This window comes from Streptomyces sp. NPDC097619 (assembly GCF_040302735.1).
In the GTDB taxonomy this organism is placed as follows: domain Bacteria; phylum Actinomycetota; class Actinomycetes; order Streptomycetales; family Streptomycetaceae; genus Streptomyces.
Genome location: NZ_JBEOSD010000012.1, coordinates 20,953 through 45,197 on the forward strand (window position 1 = coordinate 20,953; position 24,245 = coordinate 45,197).

General features: G+C 75.3%; 17 protein-coding genes. 11 read left to right on the plus strand and 6 right to left on the minus strand.

What is annotated here, in order from left to right; translation table 11 throughout:
• Window positions 1-24: 24 nt before the first annotated feature.
• Window positions 25-1,137 carry an Lrp/AsnC family transcriptional regulator gene (locus ABTZ17_RS05575; protein WP_352194201.1) on the minus strand — a complete coding sequence of 371 codons (1,113 nt, stop codon included), beginning with the start codon at window positions 1,135-1,137 and terminating at the stop codon, window positions 25-27.
• Window positions 1,138-1,482: 345 nt separating this feature from the next.
• Between ABTZ17_RS05575 and ABTZ17_RS05580 the strand changes: the two genes are divergently transcribed.
• Together ABTZ17_RS05580 and ABTZ17_RS05585 are read left to right on the plus strand one after the other, a co-directional pair.
• Window positions 1,483-2,928: an MFS transporter gene (locus tag ABTZ17_RS05580; RefSeq protein WP_352194202.1), complete on the plus strand. Its 1,446-nt coding sequence runs from the start codon at window positions 1,483-1,485 to the stop codon at window positions 2,926-2,928.
• On the plus strand, window positions 2,925-4,262 hold the full coding sequence (locus ABTZ17_RS05585; RefSeq protein ID WP_352194203.1) for an amidohydrolase: 1,338 nt from the start codon (window positions 2,925-2,927) through the stop codon (window positions 4,260-4,262). Before ABTZ17_RS05580 ends, ABTZ17_RS05585 begins: the two co-directional genes overlap by 4 nt.
• Window positions 4,263-4,308: 46 nt before the next feature.
• On the opposite strand, the gene ABTZ17_RS05590 is transcribed toward ABTZ17_RS05585, so the two are convergent.
• Entirely contained in the window at window positions 4,309-5,346 is a 1,038-nt protein-coding gene (locus ABTZ17_RS05590) for a sulfotransferase family protein (RefSeq protein ID WP_352194204.1), read from the minus strand.
• 247 nt (window positions 5,347-5,593) lie between these two features.
• On the opposite strand from ABTZ17_RS05590, the gene ABTZ17_RS05595 reads away from it, so the two are divergent.
• Complete coding sequence (locus tag ABTZ17_RS05595; RefSeq protein ID WP_352194205.1) at window positions 5,594-6,298, plus strand: maleylpyruvate isomerase N-terminal domain-containing protein; 705 nt, start codon at window positions 5,594-5,596, stop codon at window positions 6,296-6,298.
• 30 nt (window positions 6,299-6,328) lie between these two features.
• Here the strand turns inward: ABTZ17_RS05595 and ABTZ17_RS05600 are convergent, their stop codons facing one another.
• Together ABTZ17_RS05600 and ABTZ17_RS05605 are read right to left on the minus strand one after the other, a co-directional pair.
• Window positions 6,329-7,198, minus strand: a complete 870-nt coding sequence (locus tag ABTZ17_RS05600) for a histone deacetylase (RefSeq protein WP_502994601.1) — start codon at window positions 7,196-7,198, stop codon at window positions 6,329-6,331.
• A 125-nt stretch (window positions 7,199-7,323) separates the two neighbouring features.
• Window positions 7,324-7,668 carry a WhiB family transcriptional regulator gene (locus tag ABTZ17_RS05605; protein WP_352194206.1) on the minus strand — a complete coding sequence of 115 codons (345 nt, stop codon included), beginning with the start codon at window positions 7,666-7,668 and terminating at the stop codon, window positions 7,324-7,326.
• Window positions 7,669-8,112: 444 nt separating this feature from the next.
• Here ABTZ17_RS05605 and ABTZ17_RS05610 point away from each other — a divergent pair, with 444 nt between their 5' ends.
• The 4 genes from ABTZ17_RS05610 (at window position 8,113) to ABTZ17_RS05625 (ending at window position 18,385) form a co-directional block, all read left to right on the plus strand.
• Window positions 8,113-9,825, plus strand: a complete 1,713-nt coding sequence (locus ABTZ17_RS05610; RefSeq protein WP_352194207.1) for a carbohydrate binding domain-containing protein — start codon at window positions 8,113-8,115, stop codon at window positions 9,823-9,825.
• Between the two features lie 130 nt (window positions 9,826-9,955).
• The gene (locus ABTZ17_RS05615) at window positions 9,956-10,882 is read left to right on the plus strand and encodes an ADP-ribosylglycohydrolase family protein (RefSeq protein WP_352194208.1); all 927 of its coding nucleotides are present in this window, start codon (window positions 9,956-9,958) and stop codon (window positions 10,880-10,882) included.
• Between the two features lie 202 nt (window positions 10,883-11,084).
• Complete coding sequence (locus tag ABTZ17_RS05620; protein ID WP_352194209.1) at window positions 11,085-12,824, plus strand: hypothetical protein; 1,740 nt, start codon at window positions 11,085-11,087, stop codon at window positions 12,822-12,824.
• The gene (locus ABTZ17_RS05625) at window positions 12,821-18,385 is read left to right on the plus strand and encodes a hypothetical protein (protein WP_352194210.1); all 5,565 of its coding nucleotides are present in this window, start codon (window positions 12,821-12,823) and stop codon (window positions 18,383-18,385) included. The genes ABTZ17_RS05620 and ABTZ17_RS05625 overlap by 4 nt, the downstream gene beginning before the upstream one ends.
• 51 nt (window positions 18,386-18,436) lie before the next feature.
• On the opposite strand, the gene ABTZ17_RS05630 is transcribed toward ABTZ17_RS05625, so the two are convergent.
• Window positions 18,437-19,594, minus strand: a complete 1,158-nt coding sequence (locus ABTZ17_RS05630; protein WP_352194211.1) for an S-4TM family putative pore-forming effector — start codon at window positions 19,592-19,594, stop codon at window positions 18,437-18,439.
• Between ABTZ17_RS05630 and ABTZ17_RS05635 the strand changes: the two genes are divergently transcribed.
• The 3 genes from ABTZ17_RS05635 (at window position 19,568) to ABTZ17_RS05645 (ending at window position 22,763) form a co-directional block, all read left to right on the plus strand.
• Window positions 19,568-20,314 carry a hypothetical protein gene (locus ABTZ17_RS05635; protein ID WP_352194212.1) on the plus strand — a complete coding sequence of 249 codons (747 nt, stop codon included), beginning with the start codon at window positions 19,568-19,570 and terminating at the stop codon, window positions 20,312-20,314. The genes ABTZ17_RS05630 and ABTZ17_RS05635 overlap by 27 nt on opposite strands.
• 184 nt (window positions 20,315-20,498) lie before the next feature.
• Window positions 20,499-22,268: an FG-GAP-like repeat-containing protein gene (locus ABTZ17_RS05640; protein WP_352194213.1), complete on the plus strand. Its 1,770-nt coding sequence runs from the start codon at window positions 20,499-20,501 to the stop codon at window positions 22,266-22,268.
• Window positions 22,269-22,538: 270 nt separating this feature from the next.
• Complete coding sequence (locus tag ABTZ17_RS05645; RefSeq protein WP_352194214.1) at window positions 22,539-22,763, plus strand: hypothetical protein; 225 nt, start codon at window positions 22,539-22,541, stop codon at window positions 22,761-22,763.
• A 54-nt stretch (window positions 22,764-22,817) separates the two neighbouring features.
• Here ABTZ17_RS05645 and ABTZ17_RS05650 read toward each other — a convergent pair whose 3' ends face one another.
• Window positions 22,818-23,648: a tetratricopeptide repeat protein gene (locus tag ABTZ17_RS05650; protein ID WP_352194215.1), complete on the minus strand. Its 831-nt coding sequence runs from the start codon at window positions 23,646-23,648 to the stop codon at window positions 22,818-22,820.
• A gap of 114 nt (window positions 23,649-23,762) precedes the next feature.
• Between ABTZ17_RS05650 and ABTZ17_RS05655 the strand changes: the two genes are divergently transcribed.
• Window positions 23,763-24,245, plus strand: a complete 483-nt coding sequence (locus ABTZ17_RS05655) for a WapI family immunity protein (protein WP_352194216.1) — start codon at window positions 23,763-23,765, stop codon at window positions 24,243-24,245.

Consider the following 24,245-nt stretch of genomic DNA (forward strand, 5'->3'; position numbering starts at 1 on the left):
CGATCCAGGTGCCGACCCGCGCGGTCAGGGCCCGGGCTCGGTGAACCCGGCCCGTTTGAAGCTCCTCATCAGCAGCGCAGTGTCCGAGGCGTTGACCTGGTCCAGCCCCTTGAACACGCGGGCCGCGAAGGCGTGGAAATCGCGCAGCGTGCGGTGGCTGGAGTAGCCCAGCAGCGTCATCGGACCGGACGTCACCATCAGTTGCCGCAGCGCCGGTTCGGCCGCGAGCAACCGCACGGCCTCGTCCAGGCGGCTGTACGGCACCCCCAACCGGAACCGCGCCTCCACCGGGTACCCGAGGAACTCGGGCTCCGCGTGCAGCCGGAGGTGCAGCACGTGCGAGCCCATCAGCCGGGCCAGCCGGCGCCGGGCGGTGGTCTCGCCCACGTTGAGCTCCGCCGCCAGGTTCTTCGTTGGCATCCGGGCGTCCCGCAGCAGCAGGGCGGCGAGCTTCCGGTCGAGGGCGTCGAGCTCCGGGGGCTCCGGTAGCGGCCGCCCCTCCATCGCGCACCGTCGGACGTCGGTGGGCTCGTCGTCGTACGGGGCCCAGTCGCTGGCCGTCATCAGCAGCTGGAGGACCAGGGAGCTGGTCACGTCCACGACGCCCGTCAGCCCCCCGAGCACCCCGTCGACGAGCTCCAGCAGCTCCGCGTACGTGGTCACGTGCACCTCGGCGAAGACGTCCAGCGAGCCCGTGGCCACCTCCACCGACCGCGTCTCCGGGCGGGCCGCGAGCGCCGTGGCGACCTCGCGCAGGGAGCCGGGGGCACAGTGCAGCGCCACCTCGGCCGTGATGCCCTCCCCCAGATACTCGGGGATCAGCCCGGCCGCGAAGAACACCTGCCCGGTGGCGAGCATGCGGTCCAGGCGCCGCCCCACCGTGCGCTCGTGCGCGCCCACGGCCGCCGCGACCTCCGCGAAGGTGGCCCGCGGACTGCGGTGCAGCACCTTCAGGACCGCGTGGTCCAGCTCGTCCAGCCGCAGCGGCCCGCCGCCGGCCGCGCCCGCGACACCGCCCGGTCCCGCCGCGGTGCCCGGGCCCGGTCCCGTCCCGCTGACCGACCCCGATCCGCCCGCAGACCCCGTCCCGCTTCCCGGCCCCGTTCCGCTTCCCGGTCCCGTCCCTGTTCCCGTCATGTCCTGTTCCGCTCCGTTCCGTTCCGTCAGCCCGTCGCGCCCCACGATCGGGGCGGGACCCTACGGGGCCGGGGAGGCAGGCCGGAAACGGCGTCCGAAGACGGCCGGAGATCCCCCTCGGGCGCCGGATTGCGCCGTCCCGGACGGGCTGACGCGGGTATCGCCCGACTGCGCCCGGGCCCCTTGTCCGCGGCGGGGCCCGGCGACGACATTGGTCCCCGGATCCGCCCCCGGGCCTGGCAGGCCGTGACAGCGAGGGCGGATCCGGCCTTTCGCCGGAGCGACTGCCCTCCGGCCCTCCCGATCCGCCTGCGGCCCGCGGGCCGCTTCCCCCAGGTGACGCCCATGCCCCACCCCGTCCAGCTGACCGGCCCCGCCCCCGGTGTCCGTCCGAGAGCCACGCCCGCGGGCGCCGTGCTCGTCTCCGTCCTGCTGGTGGAACTGTCCAGCGGCGTGATCCAGGGCTTCCTCTCCCCGCTGCTGAAGAGCCTCACCGAGGTGCTACGGGTGACGGCGGCCGATCTGAACTGGATCAGCGTGGCCAACCTGGTCGCCTCCGCCGTGTCCACCCCGCTGCTCTCCCGCCTCGGCGACCTGCACGGCCACCGCCGGATCCTGCGCTTCAACCTGGCCCTGGTCCTCGCCGGTTCGGTGCTCGTCGGGATCAGCCGGGACTTCACGACCCTGCTCGTCGGACAGATCCTCCAGGGCGCCATCGCCGGGTTCTTCCCCCTGCTGGTGGGCACCCTCCGCAACCGTCCCGGCGGCGGGGACTCCGAGAGCCGGCGCGGCATCAGCGTGATGGTGGCCGCCCTGGTGGGCGGGCTGACCCTGGGCCTGTTCGCCAGCGGGGCCGTCGCCGCGAGCGTCGACAGCCCGACCGCGGCGCTGTGGGTCCCGGCCGCGGCCGTGGCCCTGGCCTTCGCGATCAGCTGGCCGCTGCTGCCGGAGACCGCCACCCGGCCCGCGGGCCGGGTGGACTGGGCCGGCGCGCTCCTGCTCTGCCTGGGCCTGGTCGCGGTGATGCTCGGGCTCGGTCTGGGCGGCACTCCCGGCTGGGCCTGGGGCTCGGTCCGGGTCCTCGCCGTCCTGCTCGGCGGGGTCCTCGCGCTGGCCCTCTGGGTCCGCGTGGAACTGCGGGCCCCGGACCCCGTGATCGACGTGCGGATGTTCGCCCGACGCGGGGTGATCGTGGTGTCCCTGGTGACGCTCACCTTCAGCTCCTGCATGTTCGGCCTGCAGATCGCCAACCCCGTATTCTACGGCACCGCCCGCGCGGAGACCGGGTACGGGCCGGGCCTCGACCCCGTGGGCATCGGCCTGGCGATGCTGCCCTACCTGCTGGCCATCGCCCTCGGCGCACTCCTCGCGCCCGCCGTGGCCGGCCGGATCGGCGACCGCGGCACCCTGGTCGCCGGGTCCGTGCTGATGGCCGTCGGGTACGGGGCCTCCGTGGCCGTCCACGGCTCCGTCGCCGCCTTCGCCACCGTCAACGGCGTCGCGGGCCTCGGCATCGGCCTGCTCCAGCACTCCACGCGCACCCTGGCCGTGGAGGCCGTACCCGCGCACCGCACCTCCGTCGGCTCCGGCATCAACGAACTGCTCATCAGCGTCGGCGGCTCCCTCGGCGCGGCCGTGGTCCTCGGAGTGTCCACCGCGCACACCCGGCCCGGCGCGACCCTCCCCGACCTCGGCGCCTACACCACCTCCTGGACGCTGTGCGCGGCCCTGTCCGTCCTCGGCGCCGCCCTGGCCCTCCTGCACCGCCCCTCCCCCGAGGAGACCCGATGACGCACACCCCCGACTTCCCCACCGGCGGCCCGCACACCCCCGACTCCGCCCCCGCCGGCCCGTCCGCCCCCGCCCGCCTGTCCCTCTCCCGCTCCACCGCCCCCGTCACCCGCCCGTCGGCCGCCGGCACCGCTCTGCGCGAGCGCGCCCGGGTCGCGCTGACCCGCGGGCAGGAGGCCGTCCTCGGCCTCAGCCACGCGCTGCACGCGGACCCGGAGCTCGCCTACGAGGAGCACCGGGCGGCCCGCCGCATCGCGCGGCTCGCGGAGCGCGCCGGCTTCGCCACCGAACTGGGCGCCTTCGGGTTGCCCACCGCCGTCCGCGCCACCGTGGGCACCGGCGACCTGGTCATCGGGATCTGCGCCGAGTACGACGCCCTGCCCGGGATCGGCCACGCCTGCGGACACAACGTCAACGGGGCCGCGTCGGTGGCCGCGGCCCTCGCCCTGGCCCCGCTCGCCGACGAACTGGGCCTCACCGTCGAACTGCTCGGCACCCCGGCGGAGGAATCCGGCGGCGGCAAGGTCGACATGATCCGGGCCGGGGCGTTCGACGGCCTCGACGCCGCGATGATGGTGCACGCCGCCCCCGCGGACGCCGTGGGCATGGCCTCCCTCGCCATCAGCAGCCTCGACGTCGCCTACACAGGGGTCCCCGCGCACGCCGCGGCCATGCCGCACCGCGGGATCAACGCCGCCGACGCCATGATGATCGCCCAGGTGGCCATCTCCGCGTACCGGCAGCAGCTGCTGCCGGAGGCCGTGGTCTCGGGCATCGTGACCTCCGCGGGCGAGGCCGCGAACGTCATCCCGCACCGCTCGACCGCCCTGTACGACTGCCGGGCCCGCACCAGCGAGGAACTCGACGAACTGCGGGCCCGGGTCCGCGCCTGCTTCGAGGCGGGCGCCCTGGCCACCGGCGCCGAACTCGCCCTGGCCACCGTCGGCAACGACTACGCCGACCTCCGCCAGGACCTCGCGATGAGCGCGGCCTACCGCGAGGCCGCCGAAGCCCTGGGCCGCCGACCGGCGCCCGCCGACCCGAGCCTGCGGGCCGGCTCCACCGACATGGGCAACGTCTCCCACCTGCTGCCGGCCATCCACCCCACCATCGGCTACGACTGCGGGGACACGATCATGCACCACCCCGACTTCACGAAGTACGGCACCACCGACGCCGCCGACCGGGCGGTTCTCGACGGCGGCCTCGCCATGGCCTGGACCGCCCTCACCCTGGCCACCGACCCCACCCACCGCACCACCCTCCTGACCCGACGGGCGGAACGCGCCCGCGAACGCGCCCGCGCGGACCGCGCGGCGGGTACGGCGGCCTGACGGAGGGACAGCGGGAGCAGGGGCCGGGGGCGGCGAGGCCGGCCCCTCAGTGCCCCGCCGCGGCGCCGAAGAGGCGGGCCTGGCGCTCCAGGGCCTCCTCCCCGGGGGCGCAGGCGGCGAGGGTGTCGGCGTCGGTGACGGGCGGCCGCTCGGCGCGGACCACGGACGCCGCGGCCCCGCGCAGCCAGTCCGGGTGCGCCTCGGCCCCGGCGAAGGCGGCCAGTCGGGCGAAGTGGTGCTCGGGCCGGTCGAGGATCTCCTCGTACGACAGGGACATCCGCCGCTCCGGCGGCAGTTCGACGAGCTCGGCCACGCCCCGCCCGATCAGGCCCGACCAGAATCCCCCGAAGGCGGCGAGCGGCAGCGGGGTCCGCATGACCAGGTCGCAGTCCACCTCGCCGGCCAGGTGGGCGAGCCGCTCGGGGAGTTCCCGGGCGTGTTCGGGGCCGATCGCGAAGGGGGAGTCCAGGCCGAGCAGTCCCATGGCCTCCGTCCTCAACAGCAGCGTCCGGAAGCCGATGTGCCGGCTCATGGACAGGGCGACGGCGGGCCCGGACCGGTGCAGGTGGACGAATCGGGCCTCGGGGAACAGGGCCCGGAGCGCGGGGAGGAAGGCGAGGGAGGCCCCGGACCGCTCCACGACCACCGCGTTCCCGGCCCGTGCGGCCAGTTCGGCGAAGAGCGCGCGGTAGTGCTCGGAGGGAGTGGAGCGGGGCCGGCCCGGCACCACCGCCGCGAGCTCGTCGTAGAGCGCGTCGGGGTCGGGGCCCAGCGCGGGCAGCGCCATGTGGGAGATCGCCGGTACCCCGGTCTCGGGGGTGAAGCGCCCCCGCCCGTAGGGGTAGAGCAGTTCCGGCATCGGGTGGCGGGAGCCGGCGATCGCGTCGAGGGGCCGGGCCGGCCCGCTCAGCACGGACCAGAACTCGGGCCCCGTCCACGCCTCTCCCCGGAACGGGGCCTCTCCCGTGCAGGCCAGCGAGGTGAAGAACTCGTTCATGCTCAGCACCCCGGGATGCGCCTGCAACGCCCGGGACAACATGGTGGACCCGCAGCGGCCGGTCCCCACGATGAAGGTGATGTCCACCCAGCAGCCCTCCGAAGTCCGTCGCCCACCGCGACCGTTCTTCAACGCTACGTCAGCCAAGAGAGTGCAGTTCCGTTTCTGCCGCCGGGGATCCCGCCGGGGATCCCGCCGGGGATCCCGCCGGGGATCCCGCCGGAGGACCCCTCGCGAACCCGCTCGGGCAATCCCGCGCCCGCGGGCGGAAGGGCACGGCAGGACTCGGAAAAGGAGGCGGTGGTCAGGGGGCGGCGGGGGTAGCGTCCGGGCCATGTCACACGCATCAGACACCACGTCCGAGTCACTTCCGCGGCCCTCGAACGAGCCCGCTTCCGAAGCCGGGTCCGGCCGGCGGCCCGTCACCGCCGACGACCTCGACCTAGGGGTGCAGCTCTGCGTCGCGGCGCTCCGCGCGGCGCCCCCGGAGGCGTGGTCGGAGCCGGCCGGTCCGCTGGAGTGGGACTGCTGGGAGACCGTCGAGCACCTGAGCGACGACCTGTTCGCCTACGCCGTCCAACTGGGGCCCCGCAAGCCGCCCTTGGACGGTGAGGTGCCCTTCGTCTGGGAGAGCCGGCGGCCCGGCGGCCCGGCGAACGCCGTCCACGCGGACCGCGGGGCCGGGCCGGCCGGACTGCTCCAGGTCCTGGAGGCCAGCGGCGCCCTGCTCGTCGCGATGGTGCGCACGGCGTCGCCGGAGACCCGCGCGTACCACGGGTTCGGGATCTCCGATCCGGAGGGGTTCGCCGCCATGGGGCTGGTGGAGACCCTGGTCCACGCCCATGACCTGACCCAGGGGCTGGGGCTGCCCTGGGACCCGCCCGCCGGGCTGTGCTCCCGCGTGCTGACAAGGCTGTTCCCGGAGGCGCCCACGGACACCGACCCGTGGAGCACCCTCCTGTGGGCCACCGGGCGTACCGAACTCCCCGGCCGGCCCCGCCTCACCGACTGGCGCTGGGACGGCACCCTCCGGGACTGAACCGGCCGAACCCCCGCCCGGTGGGGGCCGTCAGGGCGGCCCCGGCGGGTTGCGGAGATTGGCCGGATCTTCGCCCTCGGCCGGGCGGGACGGCCGCCGGACGGCAACGTTCCGCACGGCCGCGTCACGGACGGCCTCGTTCCGGACGCCTGCGTTCCGCGTGGTGGGCCGCTCCGTCGGCGGGTCCGGGAGGAGGCCGAGGATCCGGGGTGGGGTCCAGGTGCCGGCGGCTCCCGGACGGCCGGCGAGGTAGGCGGCGACCTCGTCCGGCCGCCAGGGGCCGGCGGCCAGCAGACCGCCCGCCAAGTGCCCCAGGTACGCCGCCGAAGGAGCGGCGGCCGGCACCTCGCGCAGGGCCCAGGGGGCGGTGAAGGTGAGGACGGGCACGCCCTCGATCGCTCCGGGGCAGACCAGCGTCTCGTACCGCCCCGGGCCGCACGCGGCCCGACCCGTGGCCAGTACCTCCGTGAGGTCGAGGTCCCGGCCGGGGGCCCGGCCCATCTCCTGCGCCGCGATGTCGGCGAACTGGCCCGCCGTCAGCAGGTGGGCGCGCATCCGGATCCGCCCGGGGGCTCCCGGGTCGTAGAAGGCGCGGCCCCCGCCCCACACCGCCGACTCCGTCGCGAAGTACAGGCAGCCGTCGGCCTCGACGGCGAGGGACCGCTCCGGCATCCGGGGGTCGCGGCAGCCGGGGTAGCGGTGGTCGGCGCCCGGCGGCGCGCCGCCGACGAGGTAGGCGGCGAGGCGGTCCACGTGCATGTTGGAGCCGTAGGACGCGTACCAGACCCGCTCCGGAAGCGGGGCGTCCGGAGCGGGGGTGAAGGCGGCGGCGGTGTGCACGGTCATGCGGGTCGTCCGGGTCATGCGGGTCGTCCGGGTCATGCGGGTCGTCCGGGTCATGCGGTTCATCCTCGAACGCCCCGAGGAGCCCACCCCCGCACCCACGCCGCACACCTGCACGTCACCCCCGCACACCACCCCCGCCCCCACTTCGGCACGCGGCACGCGCCGTTCGCGCGGGTCGGTCAGCCGGCCTGGCGCCAGGCTTCTTCCCGGGGGCTCGGTCCGCCGGGCGTCGCGGCCCGGCCCTCGTACTCCGAGCGGGCCGCCGCGAGGAGTCCGCGCCAGGAGGTGACCAGCGGGCGGCGGCGCAGCAGGGCGCGGCGTTCGCGTTCGGTCATGCCGCCCCAGACCCCGTGTTCGATCCGGTGGTCGAGGGCGTGCGCGAGGCATTCGGTGCGTACCGGGCAACCCGCGCACAGTGCCTTGGCGCGCTGTTGCGCGGCGCCCTCCACGAACAGTTCGTCCGGGTCCGCCCCGCGGCACGCGCCCCTGAGCATCCAGCTCTCGGCTTCCCGTTCCGCCCCCATGCCCGTCTCCTCCTCAGTCCGCTCGGCCCCCGCTTTCACCCTAAGGAAAGGCAGGTCCGGCGACCGTACGACTGTCGGACAGCAGAAGGAATGGCCTGATCACATCACCACCGTTTCGAGTGGTGAAACGAACGGGGGTTTGAAGGGCTGGCGGTCGGTCGGGGGGTTCGGACGGGCGGGTCCCACCGACGAGATCGCGGACCCGTGGGCCGGGGTCCGGGCGGTCGCCGACGGGCCTCCGGACCGGGGGGCCGCCGGTCACCGCGCGGGCACGCGCGGGTCACCCCGCACACCCATTGGTCCAGACCTATTGACCGCATCCCTCGCCCGCTCCTACGATCCGGACCGGCACAGCCCCACATGTCCCCACCTGATCCAGAGCCGGGCGTCACGCCCCCCATGGGCCTGTCATGGCCATGGCGTTCGGCGGGAAGGGAGCACCGCATGTTCCGTCGAAGGCCACGATCCCCGCTCACGCCGCCGCACGGCACCGGGAGCGGCACGGGTCCCGACACCGGGAACGGCCCCGGCACCACCCGGCGTTCGCTCGCCGCACTCAGCGCCATCTCCGTGATCGCCGCGGGCTTGGCCGTGGCCGGGTCGGTGACGGCGGGCGCCGCCACCACCGCCGACTCCGCCGCGGCCAACCTGCTCACCAACCCCGGCTTCGAGAGCGGGCTCTCCGGCTGGAGCTGTGCGGGCGGCTCCGGCGCGGCCGTCAACAGCCCGGTCAAGTCCGGCACTTCGGCACTGAAGGCCACGCCCACGGGCCAGGACCACGCCCAGTGCACCCAGACCGTCAGCGTGCAGCCCAACTCCTCGTACACGCTGAGCGCGCAGGTCCAGGGCAGTTACGTCTACCTCGGCGCCACGGGCACCGGCCTGTCCGGCACCACCTCCACGTGGACCCCGAGCAGCGCCTCGTACGGACCGCTCAGCGTCGGGTTCACCACCGGGCCGACCACCACCTCGGTGACGGTCTACCTGCACGGCTGGTACGGCCAGCCCGCCTACTACGCGGACGACGTGTCGCTCTCCGGCCCCGGCGGCACGCAGCCGCCGACCAGCCGGCCGCCCACCTCGCAGCCCCCCACCAGCCAGCCCCCCACCTCCCAACCGCCCACGTCGCAGCCCCCCACCTCGCAGCCGCCGACCTCGCAGCCGCCCACGAGCCAGCCGCCGACGAGCCAGCCGCCCGGCGAGACCTGCCCGACCAAGCCGAAGCCCGCGGGCAAGGTGCTCCAGGGGTACTGGGAGAACTGGGACGGCGCCGCGAACGGGGTCCACCCCGGCATGGGCTGGATCCCCATCACCGACAGCCGCATCGCCGCCCACGGCTACAACGTCATCAACGCCGCCTTCCCGGTGATCCTCTCCGACGGCACGGTGCTGTGGCAGGACGGCATGGACACCGGCGTCAAGGTGGCCACCCCCGCCGAGATGTGCCAGGCCAAGGCGGCCGGCGCGACGATCCTCATGTCCATCGGCGGCGCCACCGCGGGCATCGACCTCAGCTCCAGCACCGTCGCCGACCGCTTCGTCGCCACCGTCGTCCCGATCCTGAAGAAGTACAACTTCGACGGGATCGACATCGACATCGAGACCGGTCTGTCGGGCAGCGGCAACATCAACACCCTGTCCGCCTCCCAGTCCAACCTGATCCGCATCATCGACGGGGTCCTGGCCCAGATGCCCGCGGGCTTCGGCCTGACCATGGCGCCCGAGACGGCGTACGTCACCGGCGGCAGCGTCACCTACGGGTCGATCTGGGGCTCCTACCTGCCGATCATCAAGAAGTACGCCGACAACGGCCGCCTGTGGTGGCTGAACATGCAGTACTACAACGGCAGCATGTACGGCTGCTCCGGCGACTCCTACTCCGCGGGCACCGTGCAGGGCTTCACCGCCCAGACCACCTGCCTCAACAACGGCCTGGTGATCCAGGGCACCACCATCAAGGTCCCCTACGACAAGCAGGTCCCCGGCCTGCCCGCCCAGCCCGGCGCGGGCGGCGGCCACATGGCGCCCAGCCTGGTCAGCCAGTCCTGGAACGCCTTCAGCGGCTCCCTCAAGGGCCTGATGACCTGGTCCATCAACTGGGACGGCTCGAAGGGCTGGGGCTTCGGCGACAACGTCAAGTCCCTCCAGGGCCGCTGACGGACCACCGCACCCCTCCCGTCCGACCCACCGTGGCGGCCGTCCCCGACCGGGGACGGCCGCCACGGCCGTTCCACCGCCCCGCCGTAATTCCGATGCCCGTCCGGACACGGGTCGCGACACTGGGGCGATGAGCAACTTCCCCGTCACCGCCCTCGATTCCCTGGCCGGACTCGCCTTCGGCGACGCCTTCGGCGACCGCTGGTTCGGGATCCTGCGCCGCGAGGGCGAGACGGCGCTCGCGGCGCGCGTCCCGCCCCCGGAGCCCCTCTGGGAGTGGACCGACGACACCGCGCAGGCCCTCGTGCTCATCCGGGAACTCGCCGAAGGTGCCGGGACCGTCGACCGGGACCGCCTCGCCCTGCGCCTCGCCGCCGCCTACGCCGAGGACACCCACCGCGGCTACGGGGCCTCGATGCACGACGTGCTCCGGCGGATCGGCGCCGGCGAACCCTGGCGGGAGGTGGTCGCCGGGCAGTTCGGCGGCCAGGGCTCCTGGGGCAACGGCGCCGCCATGCGGGTGGCCCCGCTCGGGGCCTGGCTCGCCGCGGACCTGGACGCCGTGGCCGAGCAGGCCGCCCGGCAGAGCGAGGTCTCGCACCACCACCCGGAGGCCGTCGGCGGAGCGGTGGCGGTCGCGGTCGCCGCGGCCCTGGCCGCCGGTGGCCGGGGCGGCCCCGCGCCCGCGCGCGCCGCGTTCCTGCGGGCCGTCGCCGACCGACTGCCCGTCGGCGACGTCCGCTCCGGACTCCGCGTCGCGGCCCGGCTCCCCGAGCACACCTCCGTCCGGCACGCAGCGGAAGTCCCGGGCTCGGGGTACCGCATGTCCGGACCCGACACCGTGCCCTTCGCCCTGTGGTGCGCGGCCGGTCACCTCGACGACCTGCACGAGGGGCTGTGGACCACCGTCGGCGGGCGCGGCGACATCGACACCACCTGCGCCATCGCGGGCGGGGTCATCGCCGCCCGCACGGGAGTGGCGGCCCTCCCGCCCGCCTGGCACACGGCCCTCGAACCCCTGCCGGCCCTCACCGGCGGGGCATATCCGGGCGTGTAGTGCCGTGGGCACGGTTCGGCGGCGTACGGAGGGTGCGCGAGGGGTATTCGAGCCATGACGCGGGGGCGTCGCACCGGGGGTCAGGGGGTTCAGCATGGGCAGTTCATCCTTTTCGACAGGTCCGGACGGAGCCGAGGGCACCTCTCCACGACCGGAGGGCGGATCCTCCGCTTCCGGCTCGGGGGGAGGCCATGAAGAAGCCGTGGCCGCGGCCCTGCGGGAATTCGGGCCGGACCACACCAAGACGCTGTCGGCGCGCATGCGGCGGGCCGAGGCGCGGGGGCAGGCGGGCGCCTTCTGGGAAGCCGCGAAGGAGCTGCGCGACGTGCTCGACGCGGAGTGCCGCGACGGCGGCCCGCTGGCCGTGCGCGCCGTGAAGGCGCGGGCCCGGCTGGCGCACTGGCAGGTCGCGGACGGCCGGCCCGAGGAGGCCCTGGCGCTCACGGAGGAACTGCTGACCCTCCAGCTCGACGCCCTGCCGCACGCCTCCGAGGCGGTGCTCGACACCCGGTCCCGGATCGCGGACCTGCGGATCGCCACCGGGGACGCGCGGGGAGCGGTGGAGGGGTTGCGCACCGTACTGACGGCGGTGGTCGCCGGAGCCGGCGCGGGGAAGCGGCTCGCGGCCACCCGTCGGCGCCTCGCGCACGCCCTGGAAGCGGTCGGTGACATGGCCGACGCGGCCGAGCAGTGGGAGCTGCTGGCCGCCGGCTACGACCAGGTGCCGGACGGGGCGCGGGCCGCCACCGCCCGGCAGCAGGCCGAGCGCTTGCGGTCCCGGCTCGGCGGCACGCCCGGCGGCGGCCTCTCCGCCACCACGTCCCCCACTCCACCTTCCGCTTCCGCTTCCGGTTCCGGTTCCCTGTCCGCCTCGGGCTCGCACGTGCCGTCCCCGCCGGCGGCGCTCCCTGCCCGCACCGACCCCGCGGCCGCGTTCTGGGCGACCGCCGAGCCGGGCTCCCCGGCCGTGTTGAAGTCCCTCGGGAGCCTCACCCAGGGTCGGGTCGACGACGAGGTGCTGTCCGAGGTGGAGCGGCTGGTGGACCGGTGGCGGACCGCCCTCGGCGAGGACGCCCCCGCCGTGCTCACCGCGCGCACGTATCTGGCGGAGGCGCTCGGGCAGGCGGGCGACCGGGCGGCGGCGGCCGAGGAGTTGACCGGCGTGGTCGAGGCCCTGCTGGAGGCCGTGCCGTCCGCGCCCACCAAGCTGTACGCGGCGCGGCGGCGGCTCGCGCACTGGCAGGAGTCCGCGGGGGACTACGAGGGCGCCGCCGCGACGGTCACCGCCGCGTTGGACGCGCAGTCCGAGCATGCCGGTCCGCTGCACCCGGTCGTGCTGTCGCTGCGCGCCCGCCTGGCCGACATCCGGATGCACGCCGGTGATCCGGCGGCCGCCGCGAGCGAGTACCGGGTCCTGATCGCGGCCACCACGCGCACGAAGGGCGCGGGGTCGGCGGCCGTCCTGGCGCTCCAGAGGCGGCTGGCCTCGGCGCTCATCGCCGCCGGCCGCTCCGGGGAAGCCGTGGAGACCTTGCGCGGGGCGCTGACCGCGCGGTCGGCCGGCGGCGTACAGGACGAAGCCGGGTCGGCCGCCCTGCGCAGCCTGGCCTTCGCGCTGTTGGCGGATGCCGACGTCAGCGGATCCCTGGCCGCCTTCCGTGAGATGTGGCGGCGCCAGGAGGAACACCGGGGTCCCACCCATCCCGAGACGCTCGCCGCCCTCCGCGCGCTGGCCTACGCCGAGCACGACGCCGGGGAGTTCGACGCGGCCATCGGGCACGCCGCGGAGCTCCTGGAGCGGCGGCGTTCCGTCCTGCACGAGGACCACCCCGACACCCGGGCGGTGGCGGAGGTCCTGGACGCCTGGCGGGCGAGCCGGGACAGCGACCTCGCGCGCAGGAAACGTCGTTCGAAGGGGGGCCGGAAGGGAGGCGCCCGATGAGCGCCGACGGGTACCGGACCCGGCCGGAATCCGGGATCCCGGCCGCCCGCACCCCGGGTGGACGGCCGCGTGACGGCCGCGGCGTCCCGCCGCGGCCCCGGGTGGACCCGCCCGAGGAGGGCACCGCCGCGGACGACGGCCTGACCCGTCTCTTCGACGAGCCCGCCGCGGAAGCCCTGCGCACCCACTGGGCGGAGCGGGGGGTGGGCGTCCGGGCGCAGGCCGCGCCGTGGGAACGCTCCGGGTACAGCGGGGCCCGGCTGGGTCTGGTGGTCCTCGGCCACCCGGACCGCACGGACGAACGCGTCGTGGTGAAGCTGCTGCCCGGCGGACCGGACACCGCGGAGGCGGACCTGCACGAACGGGCCGCGGCCTCGGCACCCGCCTTCGCCTCGGCGCACGTGGTCGCACAGGCGTACCCGCCCTGTGACCTGCCGGACGGACGGCGGCTGATGTTCCAGCGGCTCCCGCAGTCGGTGGTGGACGTGGTCCCGCTGAGCGCCGTGCCCAACGGCGATCTGCGGGCGCCCTGTGCGGAGCTGACGCGCACCCTGTTCGACGTGTGGAACCCGGACCGGGCGCTACGGAGCACCACGGTCGGGGAGTTCCTCGCCGGCGAGCTGCGGTCGGCGCTGGAGCCGGGGCGTTCGGCACGACGGTGGGCCCGGGACGTCCTCATGATCGACACCGGTACCGGGATGTGGATCCGGGACGAGACGGAGCCGCACCTGATCCTGCCCAACCCCGCCCTGATCGCCCGGCCGGACAGTCCGATCGGCGCACTGCCCCTCGACCGGTACACGGGCCGCTCGCACGGGGACCTGCACCTGGACAACGTCCTCGTGGCATCGGAGGAGGGGCGCCCGGTGCCCGGCCGGCACTGGCTGATCGACCTGGCCCACTACCGGGACGAGGTGCCGCTCAGCCGGGACGTCGCCGCACTGGTCCTCGCCCTGGTGGACCGCCGCGTCGCCGAGCTCAGGCCGCACGCGTCGGCCGAGGCGCGCGCCCTCATCGACATCGTGGTCGATCCCGTTCCGAGCCGGGGCGACCGGATCGGCGCCGGTGTGGTGGACGCGCTGCGCGAGGTGGACAAGGTCTGCCGGGAGTGCCTGCCCGGTGACGTGGAGGTGTGGCGGGCCCAGTACCTGTGGTCGGTGGTCGCGGAAGCCCTGGTGCACACCTCGTACGAGGCGGCCGGGGATCGGGTGCGCTGGTGGTACTCACGGCTCGCGGCGCACGCCGCGCGGGCCGCTCTGGAACAGGCCCGGAACAGCCTTCCGGCGGGTGTGGTGCCGTCCGTCCCCGCCAGCGGCGACTTCCCCCTGGTGGGGCCGCACGCGGCGGCGGCCCGCCGGGCCCGTGAGGTCCCGGAACGGCTGCTGCGCACCCGCGCGGAAGTGGTCGCGGCGGTGCGCGGGCGGTGGCTGCTGCCGGAGGAGCTGCCGTTCTTCCGCAGGACGGTCCGGGCCGCGGCGATCCGTACGGGGGGACCGATCGCCCCCGTCCTCACCCCGCGGTCGCTCGTTCCGGAGGCGGACGGGGACCGGCTGCCCGACCGTACGGTGCTGCTGGGGGCGCCGGGTACGGGGAAGTCGCGCTGGTGCCTGGAGGTGGCGGCGCTGGCGGAGGAGGCCGGTTCGCCGGTCCACTTCCTCGGCGGGATCGACGGCGGCTCGGCCGAACTGCTCCCGCTGTCCACGGACGAGGTGGTGGGAGAGCTGTCCGAGGCGCTCTCCGGCCGGACCGCGGCGGACCCGCCCGCCCTGCTGGTCATCGACGGTCTCGACCGCTTCCCCGGGCTGGACCTGCCCGGACTGCACGAGGCCCTGCTGGACCTGGCCCACCGGGGCAGACCGGTGGGTCTCCTCGCCACCTCGCGCCGCGGCACGCACTGGACCTCCCAGCTGGGGCGGGGCGCCGCCGCGCTGCTCGCCGAGGTCCGGCATCTGCCCGAGGAGGCGGAATACCGGGCGCCGCTGCTGCGGTCGGTGCTCCGCAGGTCCGCCGGGCACGCGGTGCGGGCGTCCGGCGCGAGTGCCGTCCTGGCGGCCCTGGGGAACGACGTGGCGAACCCCCTGCCCCCCGCGTCCGCGGCCATGTGGTCGGTGCTTCTGGAGCGCGCGGCGGAGGCGGGGGAGGCGGCGGGGGCAGGGGAGGCCGGGGCGCTGGCGGGAACCACGGCCGGGGTCTCCCCCACGCGAGGTGCGGCCGACAGCGGTGCGAGTCCGGGCCCGGTGCCGGGACCGCTCCTCCCCGAGGGTTCCCTGCCCGAGGCGTTGTTCCGGCACCTCCAGGGCCGGGCCGCCGACCCGGAGACGGCGGGGCTGCTCGTCCTGCTGCCCGTCGCGGCCGTCCTCGCCTCCGCCCCGCTGCCCCCGGACCGGCTCGCCGCGGTCGCGGACGAGGCACTGTCCGCGACCGCACGGGCGCTGGGCCGGACGGCCCGGCACGACGGCGCCGACCTGGTGCGCCTCGCGCACGAGACGGGTCTGCTGCACCTCGATCCGACCCGCCCCGGCGGCCACGCGGCCGGCCGGCCCGAGGAACCCGTCGGCGGGACCGGCGGGCCCGGAAGGACGGAGGCGACCGACGCCACCGACGCCGACACCCGGCAGGACGGCGTGCTGGTCGTGGCGCACCCCCTCGCCTGTGACACCTTCCTCGCCCATGTCACCCGCCACGGAACCGAGCGCGCCGGCATGGGCCTGCTCCTCGACGCCGCGCTCACGGACACGGGCGCCTTCGCCAACACGGCCGCTTCGGTGACCCGTTGGTTCCCGACGGCTCCCGAGGCGGTCCGGGACCGGTTCGACGGGCAGGCGGGGCTGTGGTTCCACGAGCGGGCGGAGGTCCTGGGCCGCACCCTGGCCGAGGTGGGCCACGGCGCCGCGAGCGTGCTGGAGTTCCTGCTGTTCACACGGCCGTGGCACCGGCTCACGTACGTGCACTGGACCTCCGTGGCCGGTCCCTGGTTCGCGCGTCCCGAGGCCACGCCCGTCGACCCTCTGCTGCTGGCCCGGGCCCTGTACGAGGACCGCAACGAGGACCGGCGCCGGATCGTCGAGCTCGCCTTCTCCTGGCTGGACCGGCACGCCCGCGACGCGGGTGCCGACCGGGTGCTGCGCTGGTTGCTGCGGAGGCACGAGACCCGGGGGCCGGTGCGCGACCGTGCCCTGCTGATGGCCGATGTGTTCCTGGAGGCACACCCGGAGGTCCGGCCGAACCACGTGCTGGCGGCCGCCTTCGTGCAGCAGCGGTCCCACGACCCGGACCGTACGGGACCGCTGGCGGAACGCGCGCTGGAGGAGCTGCGCGGCGACCCGGGTGCCGAGACGAACGCCCCGCTGCTGGCGGCGCTGCTCTCCCGGCGGGACGTCGAGGACCGGATCCTGGCCGAGGCCCTGGAGATGGCGAAGGCCCATCTGGCGTCGCATCCCCTGGCCTCCACCTCGAACGAGGTGCTGAAGTGGCTCCTCGTGCGGGAGGAGGTGTCGGGCCCGGACCACCGGCGGGCCCTGGCTTCGTCCGACCTGTGGCTGGCGGAGAACGCCCGGCATCCGCGTGCCGGGCACGTCCTGTCGGGCCTGATGCTGGACGACCGGGTCGACTCCGGGCGGTTGCGCGCCGCGGCCGCGCTGTCGGTGGACTGGCTGGAGCTGAACTGGCCGCGGCGGCCCGCCATCTGGGTCCTCACGGATCTGATGCACGCCGAGCGGAGGTCCCAACGCGACCAGGATCCGCAGGACCCCTTCCTGCCGGAGGAGCTGCGCTCCCGACTCGCGACGGTCACCTGCACGTGGCTGGTGCAGTGGGAGCGGGAGAACGTCACCCCGGACACCGCGGCCCGGGTGCTGCGGGCCACCCACCGCACCGCGGGCGGGCCCGCGCTGGCGCGCGCCCTGCTGCGCTGGACGGAGGAACACTCCGCTCAGAGCAAGGCGTTCCCGGCCTTGGGTGCCGTCCTGGCCGTGTCGGGGCCGGGTCTGCCGCTCGGTACGGAGGCCATCGGGCCCGCCATGAAATGGCTGCGCGCCCACCACCGGGCCCAGGACGCCACTGTGGTGCTCCAGGCGCTGCTGAAGCACAAGCAACTGGCCGGCGGCGAGGCACGGAAGGTCTACGCGTACGCGCTGTCCTGGCTGGAGCGCCACGGCCGACGGAACACCACCGCCCTGCACGTGGTCCGTTGGATGTTGTCGGCCTTCAAACGGGAGGCCCCCGACCCCGAGCAGCTGGCCGCCGCGGTGGACCACGTCATCACCCTCCTGGACAGGCTCCTGGCGAGCGACGGAACCCCCCGGCAGACGACCCCGACCACGGCCGAAGCCGACGGGGTGGACATCTTCGCCCTCCAGGTCCACCTGCCGATGCTGCGCGCGGCCCTGACGCTCCCGACGGATCCGGACCGGGCCTCGAAGCTCCGCGAGCGGGGGAAGCTGCTCCTGGCGGACGAGGACCTGCGGGGGCAGTGGGGGCTGCTCGTCCAATCCCTGCTGGGCCCCCGGGAGCTGCCCGGGGAGTTCGTGACGGAGGTGATCACGCAGTCGCTGGACTGGCTGGACACGGCGGCGGTCACGGAGCAGGCCGCGTACGCCCTCAAGGGCCTCGTCCGGCGGAAGGAGATCGGCGCGGGCTCCGAGGAGCACGTCCGCATGTGCGCCGCTGCCCGGGCCTGGCTGGGGGCGCAGCCCGAGCACCAGGAGACGGGCAGCCTGGTCGCCATGTTCCTGTCCCGTGAGGACATCGACGCGGAGACCGCGCGGGTGGCCGTGGCGGCGGGCACCGCCTGGCTGTCCACGTCCCCTCCCGTCGAGAAGGCCGGTCACCTCCTCGCCCGCCTGCTGCCGCTGGCGCCCCCGGACGACGACCGGGTGGTGGCCCACGCCCGGGAGGTCCTGCGCGAGGACCCGCCCTGGCCGTGGCGCTCGCTCGTCCTGGGCGGTCTGCTGCAGCGCCGCACCCTCTCCCCGGGCGAGAGCGCCTGGGCCCGGCAGGAGGCGCTGACGCTCGTCGCCGACCATCCGTACGAGCGGATCCCCGGCATCCTCATCCAGCGGCTCCTGGATCGGGACGACCTGACGGAGCAGGAGGAACGGGACGCCATGGAGCACGCCCGCGGGTGGTGGCACCACCACCACGAGCAGGCCTCCGCCCCGTACCTGGCCGAGGCGATGCTCGCCCGGCCCCAGTACCTCCGGCGGCGGTTGGGCAACCGTTCCTGGGAGCAGCGGATCGTGGACGACCTGGTGGGGTGGCTCGGGGCCGGCACCGGCGACGTGCCGAACGAGGTCCGGGGCTCCCTCCCCACGGCGGTCCGCCTGATCAAGGACAGGAGCTTGACGGCCCGCCAGAGGAGAGCGGTGGCGGAGCGGGCCGACCACTGGCTGACCGCGCGTCCGGGGGATCCGGACGCCGCGGAACTCGCCGGATGGGTGCTCGCCCTGCTGGAGGGCGTCGGCGGGCCCGGCCCGTTCGGATCCGGCCCCGGCGCGGACGCGGAGGTCATCGGCCGGCTCCGGGCGGTGGCCGAGGGGCCGCCTGGGGCACGGGCGGGGTGACCGGCGGGGGCGGGACGGCCGACGGGCCGTTCCCCCGCCCCCTGTCCGCGCCTACACGCCGGTGCGGCGGTGCAGCTCGCGGAGGTCGGCCGCGAAGTCGGCGCGGTCGGTGCCGTGGAAGCGGTCGAAGAACCAGTCGGGGACCCGGGCGTGCTTGAGGCGGGTCTGCAGGAGCACGTCCTGGACCTGGCGCGACAGCTCCAGGAGGGCGGGGTGGTGCGCCGGGTCGGAGCCGGCCGCGACGTACGCGTCGATCCGGTCGCTCAGCTCGCGGTGGGCGCGTTCCCGGGCCTCCACGGTGTCGCGCTGGGCGCGCTGGGTGTCGACGCCGAGCAGGAGGAGGCCGAGCGAGGGCACGAACCAGGTCGTCAGGACCTCGGACACGCTCATGCGCGCGGTGATCCCGACGAGCAGGCCGGTCAGGCACCAGACCGCCAGTCCGACCTGGATCGCGGTCGCGTAGCGGCTGCGGACCCGGACGCCCCAGCCGAGGCTCTGGAGTTGGCAGGCGAGGACGTCCAGTGGACGCGGCAGGGCGTCGATCTCGTAGTAGTCGTGGAGCTTGGCCTCGTCCCCGCGGTAGCGGCGGGAGAGCCGGGCCGTCTCGTGGGCCTCGGGCGGGGAGCCGGCGACGGCTCGGTTCCAGGGCAGCCCGAACAGTTCGGTGTCGAAGGCCTCCTGGATGAGGGCGGCCTTGCGGTGCCCGCGCTGGGACCACTCCCCCGCCCACAGGGCGTACGCGAGCGCCCACACCATGCCGAGGAGGCTGACGGCCGCGTTCGTGGCGGGGACGAGCAGGGCGAGGACGGCCCCGCCCGCGAGGACGGCGGAGGCCGTCAGGTGCAGGGCCACGAGCCGTTGGGCCTGCCGGTGCGAGGCGGCCGCCGCGCGCAGCATCGTGATCATGTCGGGTTCGTTCTGACGGACCTCTATCCCGCCCGGTGCCGGTGTCCCCACGTACTCCCCCTCGCCCGTGGCCCGTCCTACGGGGCCTCCCCTGCCCTGCCCGTTCCGTTCCGCCTCTGTTCTGTGTCCATCTCCGCGGGCGCCTACGCCTGCCCGGGGGCGCCGGCCGTCCGGGACCGGAGGCGGGTGCCGCGACGCCGGACGGCGCGGACGGAGCGCACCGCGTACGAGGCACCCCGAGCGGTCGTCGTCAGTGGGCCGTGATGGGATGCCGGGATGACCGATTGGCAGGAACTCAGCCACGCCTACGGCCCCGCCGGGGACGTACCCGCCCTGCTCGCGCGCATCGACGCCGAACGCGATCCGGAGCTCTGGAGCGAGCTGTGGTCCGCGCTCTGCCACCAGGGCAGCGTCTACTCCGCGAGCTTCGCGGCGCTCCCGTGGCTCGCGGACACCGCGGCGGTGGACGATCGCGAGCAGGCCGTCCAGGCCCTGTACCTCGCCGGCGCCGTCCTCGCGGGCACCGGTCAGGCGCACGGCGCCGGGGACGTCCGGGCCCGGTACGCGTCCGAGATCGCCACGCTGCTGACACTGGTGAACCGTCACCTCCGCACCGCGACCGGCGGCTCCGAGTACATCGACCTCCTGGAGTCCATGCTCGGCATCGAGGGCGTGCCGGGCTGGGGCGAGGAACTGGCCTGGGGCCTCGGGAACGAGGAGTACGAGATCGCCTGCCCCGGCTGCGAGTCGGACCTGTTCGTCGTGCTCGCCGAGGGCGGCTTCTTCACCAGCAGCGGGGAGTACTCCCTCCCGGACACCGACGCAGCCACGACCCGCCCGCTCCGCCCCGCGGCCCCGGCCGCGCTCGACGGCATCGGCCGCCGCCTCCACGACCTGGCGCTCTCGGACGGCCGGTCCGAGGTCGCCCACCTGCTGACCTACGTGTTCGGCGCCGCCACCTGCCCCGACTGCGACACCGACTTCGCCGTCCCGGACCGCATCGTGTCCGACCTCCTCCCCTGACCTCGCGACCACCCCGAACTCAACGGCAATTGTGAGCCGAACACCCACAGTTGATCGGTCTCCCCCGTCCGGCTAGATTCTCGCTGTTCGGGCCGGGGACGGGCGGCGAGCGCCGGGCATCGGTCCGGCCGCGCACGGGCTCCGGCCCACGGTCGTCGACGACAGCAACGGGGGAGCCACGGACATGAGTGGTGGTCACATCGGGAACGCCGGTACGCGGACGAGAAGGGCGCTGGGGGCCTGGTTGGCCTCCGGGCTCGTCACGGTGGGCGCCGGCCTGACCGCCGCGGCCCTGGCCGCGGCCCCGACCGTGTCGGCGGCGGCTCCGGACGGCACGCCTCCGGTGCGGACGGTCTCCTACAACGCCTGCGGCGCGTACGAGGCCAAGTGCCGGAGCGAACTGGCCCCGGCGGCCTGGGCGGAGGGCCTGCGGGGGCAGATCGTCGACTGGGACGCGGACGTGGTGGCGCTCCAGGAGATGTGCAAGGGCCAGTACGACCGGCTGCGGCTGCTGCTGCCCGGGTACACGGGCGTGTGGACCAGTACGCAGACCGCCGACGGCTGCGACAAGTGGGGCGACGACGAGAGCTTCGGGCAGGCGCTGCTCGTGCGCGCCCCGCAGTCCGAGGTCACCGGCATGTCGGCGGAGCTGACCCCGCCCGGGTTCGTCGGGGAGAAGCGGTCGGTGGTGTGCGCGAAGGCGCCCGTCGACGGCCGGACCGTCCTCGCCTGCGGGACGCACCTGCGGCGCGACAACGCCACCCTGAACGACACCCCGGCCCTGCTGGAGCGGATCGAGGGCTGGTCGAACGGCCTCCCGGTGATCCTGGCCGGGGACTTCAACGCCCGTCCCGACTACGCCCACATGGACCCGGTGTACGCGGGCCTGCCCGGCACCCTGTCCTTCGCCGAGGCGGACGGCACGGACCGGCGGTGGTTCACCGCGGCGTGCGAGACGGCGGCGGTGGCGGAGTGCCGGACCGGGGCCCCGACGACCGTGGACGTGGAGACGGGCACCAAGTACGTCTCGAAGTTCGACTTCACCTTCTTCACCCGGCAGGACTTCCGCGACCTGCGGAGCGAGACGGTGGAGACCGGCCTGACCAAGGCCAAGGACCACCTGCTGGTGCGGTCCGCCGCCGCCTTCCAGGAACGCGCCCGGGTCCCCGGCGACCTCACCGGTGACGCGCTGCCCGACCTGCTCGCCGTCCAGGAGGACGGCTCGCTGCGGCTCTACCCGGGCCTGGGCGACGGCCGTTTCGGCGCCCACCGGGTCATCGGGACCGGCTTCGCGGGCGCGGACGTCAGCCACCGCGGGGACTGGACCGGCGACGGCCGCGAGGACGTGGTCGCCCGGATCGGCGACGGCCTGTGGGTGTACCCGAACACCGGGCGGGGGCTGCTCGGCGAGCGGATCCCGATGGGCGGGCGGCCCACCGGCTGGTCCCACGCCACGCTGCTCGCCGTCGGCGACGTGGACGGCGACGGACAGCCCGACATGATCGGCCGCAGCGTCAACGGCCTGTACCTGCACCGCGGTACGGTCGGCACCAACCCGGCCCTGCCGCGGGACGCCGTGGTCCTGGGCGGCCCCGAGTGGCGGCCCGCCGACCTCCCGGAGATCCTCGCGCCCGGCGACGTGACCGGTGACGGCCGGGCCGACCTGTGGGCCCGCGCCGCCGATGGCGGGATCCTCCAGTACCCCTCCGCCGGGGCGGCCCTCCTGCCCGCGCCGACCACGCTCGGCACCGCCGACCGGACCGCCCACCCGCTCGCGGGCACGGTCGGCGACGCGGACCGCGACGGCCGCGCCGACCTGCTCCTGACCACGGCCCCGCAGGGCGCGAACACCGGGAACCTCACCCTCCTGCCCGGCGACCCCGCCGGCACCGGCTTCCTCCCGCCCGTCACCATCGGCGAGGGCGGCTGGCAGTGGATCCGCTCCGCCCGCTGACCCACCCCACGCCCCGCACCCCTCCACCGGAGAAGGCCCGGAGAGCCCGCACCCGGGGGCCGGCAGAACTGTGACCGCGCCACTTCTGCCGGTGGAACTTCCTGGGGGCGGGCCCGGCCGGCGTGGTCGACTGGCTCTGCCGCAGGAGTGCCGGCCTGTGCGGGCGGTCAGTCCACCGCCCGCACACGGCGCCCCGCCCGGACCCTTCCGCGGTCCGGGACGTGCAGCGGCGCCCAGGGAACATCGAGCACAGCGAAAGGCAAGACCCTCATGAAGCAGAAGATCCTCATGCTCGCCGGTGCCGCGGCCATCGCCGGTGGCGTCCTCATCGCCGTCCCGGCCACGAGCCAGGCGTCCACCGGGGACCACGGGTCCGTGTCCACCCCCGCCCCGCAGGCGACCGTCGTCTTCAGCGACGAGCAGTCGGTGTCGGACCCGAACCTCGTCTCGCCGCTCGGCGAGTTCGGCACCGGCCGCAAGAACCCGCGCGCCTGACCCGACCCACGACCGTCCGACGGCCGGGGCCCCGACCAGGGGCCCCGGCCGTCGTCATGCCGCGTCGAGGCTGGCGAGCAGGGTCCGGGCCTCGGTGGTGCGGCGGTGGGACGGACCGAAGGCGGACAGGCAGGAGTCGTGGGCCGCGGCGGCCAGAGGGCGGGCTTCGGCGGCGCGCCCCAGGCCGAGGAGGGCGGCGGCCCTGGCCAGTTCGGGGGCGCCGGTTTCCGGGCGCCGCTGCTCCGGCGGCAGGAGCCGGTACAGCCGTTCCGCGTACTCCGCCTCGGCAAGGGCCTCCTCGTGGCGGTCCTGGCCCCGGAGGGCGCGGGCCAGCCCGAGGCGCAGGACCAGGGTGAAACGGTCCGGCCCGGGATGGGCTGCCAGCGCTTCCCGCGCGACGGCCTCCGCCTCCGGATGCCGGCCGAGCGCGCAGAGGGCGTAGATCCGCCCGCTGCGGGCGGCGGTGGCGACGAGCGGCAGGTCCGGGTCCGTACCGTCGGCGGCGGTCCGGGCGACGGCCGCGCACTCCGCCTCGGCCTCGGCGTGCCGGTCGAGGGAAGCGAGCGCCTGGGCGCGGTCCGAGCGCAGCTTCAGGGTCTGCGGGTGTGCGGTACCGAAGGTCTCCCCGAAGACCGGCAGGGCCGTGTCGTAGGTGGAGACGGCCTCGGCATGGCGCCCCTGGGCCCCCGCGGCGAGCGCGGCGATCCCCAGCGCGAGGGCCGCGTGGGGATCGCCCGCGTTCCGACGGGACCCGGACGCGGCGACGGCACGCGCCTCGCGCTCGGCCTCGACGTAACTCCCCGACCGGTACAGCTCCGCCGCCCGAGCCACCCTCTCCTCCGTCCGCCCCACCCCGCGCCGGCCACCCCACCCGAAGATCTTCATCCCCCGAGCCTACGGACCCGGCCCGGCCTCACCCGGCCCGGGGCTGACCCGTGCCGCGTCCCGCCCTCGGGAGCACGCCGTGGCGCGCGCCGTGGCACGTGCCATCCTGAACCCGTGCTCCTGAACGATGCCGACCACAGGGTCGAGCTGCGCCCGCTCCGCTATCAGTTCGCGACGGTCCGCGGCGACGCGTACGACGACAACTGGCTGGTCATCGGCGGCACGGTGAGCACTCCGGAGGGAACGTGGTCCTTCGACGATCCCTGCCTGCTCACCGATGAGGCCCGCCGGGTGGCCGCATGGCTGCGCGCCGTGGCCGCCGGCACCGTGGCCGTCACCGACGCGTCCGAGGGCGAGCTCTCGCCGGACACCTGGTTCATCGAGCCGGTCCTGGCGTTCAGCCTCGCCGCGCGGAGCGAGGACGGGGCGCGGATCGTGCGCGTGCACCTGTCCTTGGAGGCGGCGCCCCCGTGGCACCGGGGCGAGGACGGGCCCGACATCCACCAGTACGCCGTGGAGATCAGGACGGACACCGAGGCACTGCTCCTCGCGGCCGACACGTGGGACCTCGCCCTGGCCGCCTTCCCGCCCCGCTGA